The following is an 11,169-nucleotide window of genomic DNA, read 5'->3' on the forward strand; positions in this document are numbered from 1 at the left end:
CGGCATCATTGCGCGGCAGACGGATGGTTCACTTGCGGGCGCCCATGACCCGCGTGGGGGACGGGGTCGCATTGCTCGTAGAATCGATGTGATGACTTCGTTCGGGTAGCGCGCGACACGGCAGGTCAGGGCCAATTCCTCGCGTCAGAATATATCCGCATCGAACGAACCCATGCCCCGACCACTTTCATTGTGAGCCCTATATCGCCACCCGCTCAAAACCCGCGCTCACCTTACCCAGACGACGACCGTCGTGATTGCGGGGTCATATTCGAATGTCTGGCGGCTGGCTTTCGACGCCCTTAACTGCAACGACTACACATAACGGCATGACCAGCGACCTCGTCGGTTGGCATGAAATATGCCTCTTTTCAAGCTTGTTGCACCGTTCGACAAGGGAAGGCTGATCATGATGCGACAGGCGAATGGGATGATGGATGTGCGTCTGATGCGCACGCTCCTGACCTTGCTGACGGAATGCAGCGTTTCGAAAACCGCCGACATTCTGGGGCAGGCCCAGCCAACGGTCAGCCTGACGCTGAAACGGTTGCGGGAAATGCTGGACGACCCGCTTCTGGTCAGGTCAGGAGGGGCGCTGGTACCCACGGAGCGAGGTCTCGCCCTGAAGGAGACGTTGCGCGACATTCTCGGCCAGATCGACGCGCATCTGTCGCCTCACGCCACCTTCGACCCGGACAATGCGACGCGAAACTTCCGCATTATCGCAGACAATTGCCTCGGAGCCGTGTTTCTGCCTCAGCTGGTCGGAAAAATTGCACAAAAGGCACCCAATGTCGGTGTCGATGCGTCCCACATGCCGAGCTATGATGATCTTATCAGCCAGCTTGCGGACGGGTCCATCGATGCGGTCATCGGCAATTGGCCGCATCCGCCGGAGTACCTGCGGATGTCCCCCCTGTTAACCACCGACATTGTCTGCGTCGTCCGCCCGAACCATAGACTGGCAAGGCAACGTGAACCGATCTCGATGGGCGAGTTCCTGAAGGAAAAACATCTTTCTCCGACTTCCGACAAGCGGGCCCATCTCAGCCCGATCGACGGGCGGCTGATCGAACTCGGGCTCAAGCGCAACATCGCTGTATCCGTGCCAGAATATGCGATCACGCCCTACGTGCTCACACAATCGGACCTCGTGTTCACGACGGGGCGGATTTTTGCCGAGCAAATCGCTCAGGCCTTTCCACTCGTCGTTCTGGAGGCGCCGCGCGAACTCGGGCAGATGCAGTTCTACATGCTCTGGCATGAGTGCAAGCACCAGTCTCCCGATCACGTCTGGCTCCGGCAGATGATCAAGTCGGTTGCGGCCGGCGTCCGCGTCTGCGATCCGACGGAGTCCGTACCGATCACATTCCTGCGGTCCGGAGCGCAGGTCTTCGTTTAGACCAATCTCGCGGGATCGCGGCAGAGGTCGTCCGGCTTTTGCGCAGTGCAATATAGTCTATTTGGGTTCTGTTATAGGCTTTCTTGTCCAAACAAACGACATTGGTCGCAGTTCACTCGCAACCAGATGAGGGCATGATGGCAGGTTCAGGAATTAGCCGACGCGAAGTGCTTGCAGGGATCGCCGCCGGGGCGGCGGCGGGGATGTTCGGTTCACTGAGCAGTGCCAAAGCTGCCGTTTCCGAAATGGTCTGGGCGACCTGGGATTCCAATGGGCATCCTGAATACATTGCGGCCTTCGAGGCGCAAACCGGCGTCAAGGTGAAGCTGTCTTATCTTTCCAGCGAGGACGCGCAGTTCGCGGCGCTGAAAACCGGCACGGCTTCCGACTGGGACATGATCAATCCGTCGCTGAATGGAAGCTGGCGCTATATCAAGGCAGGCCTGCTCGAAGAAATCGACATGGCGAAGATCCCCAACGCCGCCAAGATGTACGACGTCTTCAAGACCACKCCCAAGGTTCTCGATGCCGCCGGCAAGCAGTTCGCGGTTCCCTATCTCTGGGGCCTCAATCCAATCGTATACCGAAAGGACAAGTTCGAGAGCGAGCCTGACTACACGACGTTGTTCAACGAGAAATACAAGGGCCAGCTCGCCATGCGCGACTATGCGCTGGAATCCATTGGCATCGCCGGTCTGGTCGCCGGCGTGCCGCGCGACAAGGTCTTTCTCATGGAGACCAAGGAGCTGGCGGAAGCCAAGAAGCTTTTGGTTGCGCAGAAGCCGCTGCTGCGCACCTATTGGCAGACGATCGGCGATCTCACCAATCTGTTTGCCACCGGCGAGGTTTCCTGCGCGTTTTCGTGGCGGGTTCCCTATGATGCGTTGAAAGACAAGCTGGCGATGGGGATGGCCAAGCCGAAAGCCGGCATTATGGGCTGGTGCGACTGCTTTGCCATGCCGGCCACCCTGTCTGCGGAAAAGAGCGAGATCGGCTACAAGTTTATCGATTATCTGCTTGGGGCGGAATTCGCGACCCAGATCGCTAAGATCGGCAACTATGCGACCACATCCTCGATCATCCGCGACGAATTGTCGAAGCAGCAGCAGGAAGCGATATTCGTCGACGACATGGATGTGATGAAGTCGTTCATGTGGCCGGTCGCCCCGGAGAATTATTCCGAGTGGCTGAAGATCTGGAATGAAGTCAAGGCAAGCTGATCATGACGACGACGCCTGACATGGCGGCCGATCCGTCAAGATCCGGGCTTTTGCTTTCGGCGCGCGGTCTGACCAAGAATTACGGCAGGGACCGCGCGGTCGATAGCGTCGATCTCGATATTCCGGAAAGGGCTTTCACCACCTTTCTCGGCCCTTCCGGATGCGGCAAGACCACGATCTTGCGCATGATCGCCGGCTTCGAGACGCCGGACGCGGGATCGCTCGTGCTTGACGGACGGTCGCTTTCCGGCGTTCCGCCGGAGCGTCGTCCGGTCAACACCGTATTCCAGAGCTACGCGCTGTTTCCCCACCTCACCGTCTTCGGAAATGTCGCGTTCTCGCTGACACTGCGGCGCCACAGCAATGTCGACGTGGCAGCGCGCGTCAAAAGGGCTCTGGATGCCGTACATATGGCGGAGTTCGGCGATCGGTATCCACACCAGCTCTCAGGCGGCCAGCAGCAGCGGGTCGCGGTGGCACGCGCCATCATCGCCGAGCCGCATCTGCTGCTTCTCGACGAACCCTTGTCTGCACTGGACAAAAAGATGCGCGGACATTTGCAAATCGAACTGAAGGATTTGCAGCGGCGTCTCGGTATTGCATTCGTCTACGTCACGCACGATCAGGAGGAGGCCTTCGCGCTCTCCGACATCGTCGTCGTCATGAACAAGGGGCGCATCGTTCAAAAGGCGGCGCCGCTGACAATCTATGCCCGTCCTGCCAACACTTTCGTTGCCGACTTTATCGGCGCGGCGACACTCATTCCAGGCGAAATCGTCGATGCCGGCGAGGCCTCCGGATCGGCTGCGATCGATACGGCCACCGGTATCATGCAATGCCCGGCAGTGGAGGGATTGGCGAAAGGGGATAAGGCCGTGCTCGCCATTCGGCCGGAGCATGTCCGTATTGGGACTGATGGCCTGAACGCGACGATCCGGCATGTGGTGTTCAAAGGAGATCGCTACCTTGTCGAGGCAGAGGTTAACGGTGTCATTTTGCGGTTCATGGCGGCTAATCCGCTGACGCCTGGCGCGAATGTCGGGCTCGTCGTCGATCAGGACCGCGCCTTCATCACGAGGATCGACTGATGGCGTCGGTTTTTCACCGGGCACAGCTCGCGGTGCCAGTCGCCTTTATTTTAATCCTCGGATGCGTTCTACCGCTTGCCGTGCTCTTGGTTTTCAGCGTCTTTGAGGTGGATCCCGATGCGTTCACGCTCGTTCCGGCCTTTTCCGGACAGAGTTGGGCTCAGATGTTTACCAATCCGGTCTTCGCCTTTCTGATCGGCAAGTCGGTCGTCTCGGGCGCGGGCACGGCTTTACTGGCAGCTTTGATCGGATACCCGATCGCCGTTTCGATGACGCGCCTTCCCGTTCTCTGGAAAGGCATCGGCAGCATCGTCCTTTTGACGCCCCTCTATACCGGCGAGATCGTCCGGATTTATGCCTGGCGGGTCGTTCTCGGCTCCGAAGGGCTGGTCAACGCTGCTCTGAAATGGTTGAGCGTGATCGATGAGCCGTTGAAGTTCCTGCTGTTTTCGCCGTTCACCACGCATCTCGTGCTTCTCTACAACAATCTGCCCTTCATGGTGCTGGCCATCTGGATCTCGGCGGAATTGATCGATAAGCGGTTGATCGAAGCCGCACGGGATCTCGGGGCTCGCCCGATAGACGCGTTCTTCAAGGTCATCTTGCCTTTGACCACACCCGGACTGGCTGTCGGCGTCTTTACGGTCTTTGCACTCGCCGCCGGCGACATGATGACGCCGAGCCTTTTGGGCGGGACGTCGGGTGCGACGCCGATGGCCATGATCGACAACCTGTTCGGGACGGCGTTCGATTGGCCGCTGGCTTCCGCGCTGTCGCTCAGCCTCCTTGTCGTCCTGATCGCCTTTGCCACCGGGTTCGTGACCATCCTTCTTCGGTTCGATGGCGCCCGCGCGGTCTTTCGACGGGGGGCACGATGAGCCGCCTGGTCATTCTCACGCTCGGTCTTGCCGTGTGTTTCTTCTATTTGCCGATCGTCGTTCTCGGAATTTTTTCCTTCAACGCCGCAAGCACGATGGCCTTCCCGTTGAGTGGATTTACGTTCACCTGGTATGCCGATCTTTTCGGCAACGAAGCATTTCTGGGTGGCTTCGTCACCAGTTTTCTGATTGCGCAGCCCGTCGGTCTGCTCGGCGCGCTGATCGGGCTGATGGCCGCATTGGCCGTGACGTCGCCACGCATGAAGTTCCGGGCAGCATTCGCCATCCTGGTCCTCGTGCCCTTTCTGGTGCCGAAGACGGTGCTTTCCATTGCGCAGGCCATGCTTATGAGCTGGGTGGGATTGGGCCGTGGGGCAACCGCGCTCATATTGGCGCAGACTTTGGTCGTCATTCCCTTCACCACCACAATCCTTGCCGCCGTGATGGTCCGGCTCGACCCCAGGCTTGAAGAAGCGGCGCGGGATCTCGGCGCCACCCCGTGGCAGAGCTTCCGGCGTGTTCTGCTACCACAGTTGAGCGTCGCGCTGAGTGCCGCCTATTCCATCGGGGTCATCCTGTCGCTGGCCGATCTGACCATCTCCATGTTCCTCGCCGGCCGCACGCAGCCCCTGTCGCTGATCGTCGCATCGGAATTCCGGCGCGAGCTGAAGCCCGACCTCAATGCCATGCAGGTGGCCGTCCTCGTGTTGACGGCCCTGATCGTGGCGCTGACCGAAATCAATCGCCGACGCCGCCTGCGCGGACGGTTGGCCCATATAAGAGATTACCTATGATGATTGCCCCAATCGATGCGCCGCGCGGGACGCTTGATGACCTGAAGCAGGCAGCGCTTGCCGATCTTGCCGCCCTCGGCTACCCGAGCGCAGCATGGCTCAGCGACCTGCCGAGACCAGACGCGGCTGATATCGCCGATGCGATCATCGTCGGCGGTGGCCAGTCAGGCGTCACGATCGCAGCAGCCCTGAAATGGGACGGGCTCCGGCGCATCTGCGTCTTGGACAGCGGAGCGCCGGGCGCTGAGGGGCCATGGCTGACCTTTGCGCGCATGGAGGAATTGCGTACCCCGAAGACCCAGGTCGGCAACGAGTTCAACGTCGTCAATCTCTCCATCCGCCGCTGGTTCGAAACGCGCTATGGGCAGCAGGCCTGGACGGATCTGTCCCGCATTCCGCGAACAGACTGGAAGGCCTATCTCGACTGGTATGCCGACGTTTTCGAGATCGCCATCACCAATCATTGCGACGTCCTGGACGTCGCGCCGGAGGGCGATCTGATTGCGGTTACGACCCGCATCGGAGGCCGGATTGAAAAATCTCTGGCGCGAACCGTGGTGCTCGCCACCGGGTATGACGGCGCCGGCGCATGGCGGGTGCCGCCATTTGTATCAGAAGCATTGGCGGCCGAAAAGTTCGATCACACGAACGGTCCCGTCGATTTCGACGCTTTGAAGGGATTGCGCGTCGGCGTGCTCGGTCATGGCGCCTCTGCGTTCGACAATGCGATCAAGGCGCTGGAAGCCGGTGCTGCCTCCGTCGATCTCTGCTTCCGGCGCGCGCGCCTGCCGCGCACCAATCCCCACCGCGCGGTCGAGACGCCCGGCATGATGACGCATTACCCTGACCTTTCCGAGACCACACGCTGGGATATCGCCCGGTTCTTTCGCAGCGTCGATCAGCCGCCGCCGGTGCGCAGTTTCGAGACCGCAATGCGCCTTGAAAATTTCAAGCTTCGTCCCGCAACACCATGGCTGGAGGTCTCTCAACAGCCAGATGCGATCCGCGTCACCACCCCGGACGGTATTCTGGAGTTCGATCACCTGCTTCTTGCAACGGGGATGGATGTCGATCTCGCCGCCAGGCCTGAACTCAAAACCATTCACGACAAGATCGCGCTTTGGGGCGAACGTTACACGCCGCAAGACGGCCGCGCGGACGCCCGGCTGGCACGGTTTCCCTATCTCGACGGATTCTACGGGTTCATCCCGAAAGATCCGGATGAGACGTGGGTCAGCCGGGTATTTGCCTTCAACAGCAGCAGTTTCGTCAGTCACGGTCCGCACTCGACGTCGATCAGTGGGCACAAGCATGCCGTTCCACGGCTCGTGCGCGGCGTCCTGCGCCGGCTGCTGCTCGATCGGGAAGCGGTCATCCTGCCGGAACTGGCATCTTACGTCTCACCGGATCTGCCGATCCCCGACGACTTCGAGATCGTGATAGCCGAGGCCAATCGGCAATCGGCAAGCTCGCCCGATACCGGCAAGTCGGCCATGCGGAGTGGCGCATGACGCATTCCTTTTACTGGGCCGATTATTCGACCGCGGATTTTGCGTCCCGCGATCTGAGCGAAACCGTCGTCATCCTGCCGATTGCGGCTGTCGAGCAGCATGGCCCCCATCTTCCCGTACAGGTTGACGCCGCCATCAACGCCGCCATCATCGATCGGATGGTGCCGTTGCTTGACGCAAACGCGGACGTCCTCATCCTGCCGGCATTCGGTGTCGGCAAGTCGGATGAGCACCTCGCCTATCCGGGGACGCTGACCATATCGGCGCAAACCCTGCGGCTCGTCTGGCTCGATATGGCCAGAAGCGTCAAGCGTGCCGGCGTCCGAAAGATGATCCTATTCAATTCTCATGGCGGGCAGATCTCGCTGATGGAGATGACCTGCCGCGATATCCGTGTCGAACTTGACATGCTGGCGGTCGCCTGCTCCTGGTTCAGGATCGCGCCGGTCGACGATCTGTTTTCGTCCGCGGAAATCGTTCACGGCATTCACGGCGGCGATATCGAAACCAGCATGATGCTGGCCATCGCGCCGGAACTGGTCGCCATGGACAAGGCCGAAGATTTCGTGCCGCTGACCGTCGACATCGAGCAGTCGGGCAGTCCTTTGACGGCGGAAGGCGCGGTCGGCTTCGGCTGGCAGGCGCAGGATCTTCACCCCGCAGGCGTTAGCGGAAATGCCGCCAATGCCGATGCCGTCAAAGGCGCGATCGTGCTTGAGCGGGCAGCGACCGGGTTGGTGCGCTTGATCGAGGCGACGCGCAAATTCGACATGGCGAGGCTCACCTCCGAAACCCGCTTTTCGGTCATGAGATAAGCATGCTGGCACTCCGCGACATCGAAACTCTTCGGATGCGCATGGCGGACGGCGTTCATCTCGCGGCCGACGTCTATCGTCCCGTCGGCCCGGAGCGCTATCCCATTCTGGTGATGCGCCTGCCCTATGGGCGAAAGGTCGCCTCGACGGTCGTTCTGGCCCATCCCGCATGGTATGCGGCGCAGGGTTACGTGGTGCTGGTGCAGGATGTTCGTGGCCGTGGAGATTCGGAAGGGATCTTCAGGATTCTCGAGGACGATGTCGCAGACGGCGCGCAGACATTGTCGCTGGCGGCCGATCTTGCCGGCGGCAACGGCATGGTGGCAAGCTATGGCTTCAGCTACCACGGCATGAACCAGTTCCTGGCCCTTGCCGGCGCTCGAAAATCCGGCGGGAAAGTGCCCGATGCGATGGCAATCGCCATGGCGGCTTTTGATGTGCGCAACCACTGGGCCTTCGAAGGCGACGGGTTCCGTCTGCAGTCCAACCAGATGTGGGCGTGCCAGATGGCCGTCGAAAATGCCCGGCTGGCCGGCGACCTCGATGCCGCCCACATGTTGCATGCCGCTTTGCCTTCTCTGCATTCGGGCGCGGTTTCGGCACGGCCGGACGGGTTGGAGCAGGCATCGCGATACACGCATTATCACGACTGGCTTGCCGATGATCCGTCCTATTGGCGGACAAGGTCGCCGCAATTACTACTTGAGGGCGTGACACTCGACGTCCCCGTCCTGCATGTCGGCGGATGGAACGACATTATGCTTGAGGGCACGTTCGCCGCCTTCGAAGCATTTTCCGCGGGCAGCAATCTGCAGCGGCTCTCCATCGGACCATGGTCGCATATCCCCTGGGGGCGACGGGTCGGGGCATTGCATGCCGGAGCCGACGCTGCAGACGGCATCGACCGCGAGATCGTCGCATTCTTCGACGAGGCGCTCAAAGGCCGCGAAAATCCTTACCCGAAGGTCCGGCTCTACGATGTCGTCAAAGAGGCCTGGGCCGGTTTCGAAAGCCTGCCCACAGCCGAGATGCTGGTGCTTCATCTCTCATCGGGCGGCCGGGCGGCCGCGACGAGCATCGATGGAACGCTTGCCGAGATGCCAGAGCTTGCGAGCGCCGATTATCTCGTCCACGATCCATGGCGGCCGGCCCCGAGCGTCGGGCTGCATCTCGGCACACCGCCGGATTTTGCCGACAGGGCGGCCATCGACGACAGGGCCGACGTGTTGGTCTACACCTCCGATCCGCTCGACCGGCCGCTCCTGCTGACCGGAGCCCCGAAAGTGGACCTCTTCGTCACCGCCGACAGGCCGAGTTTCGACCTGGATTGCACCTTGAGCACGCTCACCTCTGATGGAGCCGCCATCAGCGTGACGTCGGGACATAAAACCGTAAAGGCCGACGACGCAGGATCGCCGGTTTCCGTCGCGCTGCGGCCCGTCCACGTAACGGTGCGGGCGGGGCATTGCCTGCGTCTATCGATACAGGCGGCGTCGTTTCCCGCTTTCCCCGTCAATCCGGGCACCGGCGCACGACCGCAGGACGCGGCCGTAACGGATCGGCTGGTCACGACCCTCGTGCTCCAGTCAGGCGATGGCTACCCCTCCACCCTGCGATTGCCCGTGATGCGGCAGGCCGATGCGAAAGACAGCCAATCGCATACGGTAGAGGAGAACGGACATGAGCCTTGATCACGAAAGCCTTCTCAGATTGACCTTCGAGATTGCGCACCGAGCCAAAGCGCATGGCAATATGCCCTTCGGCGCGCTTCTGGCCGGTCCCGGCGGTGAAATTCTTCTTGAGGAAGAAAACGAATATTTCCCCGACCTCGATGCAACGGCCCATGCCGAGCGCCTGTTGGCGACGCGTGCCTCGAAGCTCTATCGCGAGCCGTTTCTGGCGCAGTGTTATCGGCCGGGTCGTCTATGGCCTTTCCGAACATCGGCTGAAGGCCATGACAGGGGATCACCCGGACAACTCGACAATGGACTTGCCATGCCGCGATGTGTTTTCGGCGGGCCAGAAAAGCGTCGAGGTCATCGGACGCTTGATTGAGACGGAAGCGGAAGCTGTTCACCGGGACGCCTGGCAACCAACGGTGTGAATGCAAGCGGGCATTCCGTTTTCAACGAGGAGTTTAGATCCATGGTACCAAAAGAAAGCACTTCGGACGAACTGAGAACGCTGCTAGCCGACATGCCGGCATGGGGTTCTGAATTTTCGCGCACATTTGCCAATCATGCGCCGATGGTCCTCGTCGCGCTGGACCGGATCGGCGGCGGATCGGCTCAGCTTCGACGGTTCTTCCATCACTACAGAGACGCCAAGCAGCTTTTACCCTTCGCCCAGCCATTGAAGAGCCTGGATAGTAAAAACTGGAAAACCGCGATCGGGATGCGTGAGCGCGAACCTGATCTGCGCCATTTTTTTGCCGGGGAGTTGGCGCGACTCGGGATACATGAGGCTCTTCAGCTTTATCTTCCAGATCTTGCCGACGGCATAACTGCCAGCGCCTTTCATGCGCTGATGCGAACGGCCTACGGGGTGCTTCGTTCTGACGAGACCGATGTCGCCATTGCGCTCGCCTATTGGGCCGCCACCTATCTGCCGCTTCCCCAAGCCAAAGGGACGCCGCCGATCACGCACGACCCGGCCGAAGTCTTGGCCCTGACCGCTGCAATCGAACCACTGCATGGCATGAAACTTCACGACCTTCTCTGGCAGAACATACGCGACGCCAGCAACGTGCCTGAATTTGTGCCGGTCGTCGATTGGCTCGACATCGGGCCGGACACGATGGAAAAAATGGCGGCGACTGCGCTCGCCATTTTTGCGGCAACCCAGCACTTCGCCGCTCTACACATTATCACCGGGCTGCACTGGATTCGTCTGCTCAAGCCGCATTGCGACGAGGCGACCCTCTATCGGATGTTGCGGGTGTTCTGGCAGGGGATCGCCGCACTGATGGGCGAACTCGGGTTTCCCCATATGCCTGACAGAGCGGCAGTCGATCGCTGGCGTCTTATTCATGTGCCGGATTGGCCCGAGATGCATGCGATCGCCGCGCAAAGCTACGACGAGCACGATATCAGTCTCGCCTTTTCCGCCAGCGAGGAAATGAAAGTCTATAGCGACCCGCTCTACCGCGTCGTGGTCGCCCGCCGCCTCGGACTTGTTGGAGACTACACGAAATGAGCCTGGAACAGCCGATGTCRGGCGACTGCATCATTGAAGCCGGAACCGTGCTATGCGGCGTTTTGCCCGACGGCACCATGTCCATGCGCCACGATGTAGGCATCCGTGTCGCGGGCGGCATGATCGCGCAGATCGGGCCTCTTGCCGCCGTTGCCTATGGCAACGACCATCTTGCCCGCTTCGGATCTCCCGACATGATCGCGATGCCGGGATTGGTCAACAGCCATCACCATTTCGGGATCACGCCGCTTATGCAGGGCGTACCC

The 11,169-nt window shown here is 60.5% G+C and carries 9 protein-coding genes and 2 pseudogenes; all 11 read left to right on the forward strand.

Going from position 1 to position 11,169, the window contains the following annotated elements; translation table 11 throughout:
• Window positions 1-361 precede the first annotated feature (361 nt).
• Window positions 362-1,402, forward strand: coding sequence for a LysR family transcriptional regulator (locus AC1D1Z_RS20845; RefSeq protein WP_018517233.1), 1,041 nt, complete (start codon window positions 362-364; stop codon window positions 1,400-1,402).
• 137 nt (window positions 1,403-1,539) lie between these two features.
• Window positions 1,540-2,622, forward strand: coding sequence for an ABC transporter substrate-binding protein (locus AC1D1Z_RS20850; RefSeq protein ID WP_245268268.1), 1,083 nt, complete (start codon window positions 1,540-1,542; stop codon window positions 2,620-2,622).
• A 2-nt stretch (window positions 2,623-2,624) separates the two neighbouring features.
• Window positions 2,625-3,710 carry an ABC transporter ATP-binding protein gene (locus tag AC1D1Z_RS20855; RefSeq protein ID WP_018245297.1) on the forward strand — a complete coding sequence of 362 codons (1,086 nt, stop codon included), beginning with the start codon at window positions 2,625-2,627 and terminating at the stop codon, window positions 3,708-3,710.
• Window positions 3,710-4,588, forward strand: coding sequence for an ABC transporter permease (locus AC1D1Z_RS20860; RefSeq protein WP_018245298.1), 879 nt, complete (start codon window positions 3,710-3,712; stop codon window positions 4,586-4,588). The genes AC1D1Z_RS20855 and AC1D1Z_RS20860 overlap by 1 nt, the downstream gene beginning before the upstream one ends.
• Window positions 4,585-5,382 (forward strand): ABC transporter permease, encoded by a 798-nt coding sequence (locus AC1D1Z_RS20865; RefSeq protein ID WP_018245299.1) that lies wholly within the window; start codon window positions 4,585-4,587, stop codon window positions 5,380-5,382. The genes AC1D1Z_RS20860 and AC1D1Z_RS20865 overlap by 4 nt, the downstream gene beginning before the upstream one ends.
• Window positions 5,379-6,893 (forward strand): NAD(P)-binding domain-containing protein, encoded by a 1,515-nt coding sequence (locus tag AC1D1Z_RS20870; protein WP_018245300.1) that lies wholly within the window; start codon window positions 5,379-5,381, stop codon window positions 6,891-6,893. The genes AC1D1Z_RS20865 and AC1D1Z_RS20870 overlap by 4 nt, the downstream gene beginning before the upstream one ends.
• Window positions 6,890-7,708, forward strand: a complete 819-nt coding sequence (locus AC1D1Z_RS20875; RefSeq protein ID WP_018245301.1) for a creatininase family protein — start codon at window positions 6,890-6,892, stop codon at window positions 7,706-7,708. The genes AC1D1Z_RS20870 and AC1D1Z_RS20875 overlap by 4 nt, the downstream gene beginning before the upstream one ends.
• Window positions 7,709-7,710: 2 nt before the next feature.
• Window positions 7,711-9,399: a CocE/NonD family hydrolase gene (locus AC1D1Z_RS20880; RefSeq protein ID WP_018245302.1), complete on the forward strand. Its 1,689-nt coding sequence runs from the start codon at window positions 7,711-7,713 to the stop codon at window positions 9,397-9,399.
• Window positions 9,389-9,812: pseudogene (locus tag AC1D1Z_RS20885) on the forward strand (tRNA-specific adenosine deaminase). The gene AC1D1Z_RS20880 and the pseudogene AC1D1Z_RS20885 overlap by 11 nt, the downstream one beginning before the upstream one ends.
• A gap of 41 nt (window positions 9,813-9,853) precedes the next feature.
• Window positions 9,854-10,903, forward strand: a complete 1,050-nt coding sequence (locus AC1D1Z_RS20890) for a questin oxidase family protein (protein WP_018245303.1) — start codon at window positions 9,854-9,856, stop codon at window positions 10,901-10,903.
• Window positions 10,900-11,169: pseudogene (locus AC1D1Z_RS20895) on the forward strand (amidohydrolase family protein); the annotation flags it as partial. The gene AC1D1Z_RS20890 and the pseudogene AC1D1Z_RS20895, both read left to right, overlap by 4 nt.

The organism is Rhizobium sp. P1_E1, from assembly GCF_056406015.1.

Coding starts and splice junctions, on each gene's coding strand:
- AC1D1Z_RS20845 (WP_018517233.1), top strand. CDS start 362: ATGCCTCTTTTCAAGCTTGTTGCACCGTTCGACAAGGGAAGGCTGATC.
- AC1D1Z_RS20855 (WP_018245297.1), top strand. CDS start 2,625: ATGACGACGACGCCTGACATGGCGGCCGATCCGTCAAGATCCGGGCTT.
- AC1D1Z_RS20860 (WP_018245298.1), top strand. CDS start 3,710: ATGGCGTCGGTTTTTCACCGGGCACAGCTCGCGGTGCCAGTCGCCTTT.
- AC1D1Z_RS20865 (WP_018245299.1), top strand. CDS start 4,585: ATGAGCCGCCTGGTCATTCTCACGCTCGGTCTTGCCGTGTGTTTCTTC.
- AC1D1Z_RS20870 (WP_018245300.1), top strand. CDS start 5,379: ATGATGATTGCCCCAATCGATGCGCCGCGCGGGACGCTTGATGACCTG.
- AC1D1Z_RS20875 (WP_018245301.1), top strand. CDS start 6,890: ATGACGCATTCCTTTTACTGGGCCGATTATTCGACCGCGGATTTTGCG.
- AC1D1Z_RS20880 (WP_018245302.1), top strand. CDS start 7,711: ATGCTGGCACTCCGCGACATCGAAACTCTTCGGATGCGCATGGCGGAC.
- AC1D1Z_RS20890 (WP_018245303.1), top strand. CDS start 9,854: ATGGTACCAAAAGAAAGCACTTCGGACGAACTGAGAACGCTGCTAGCC.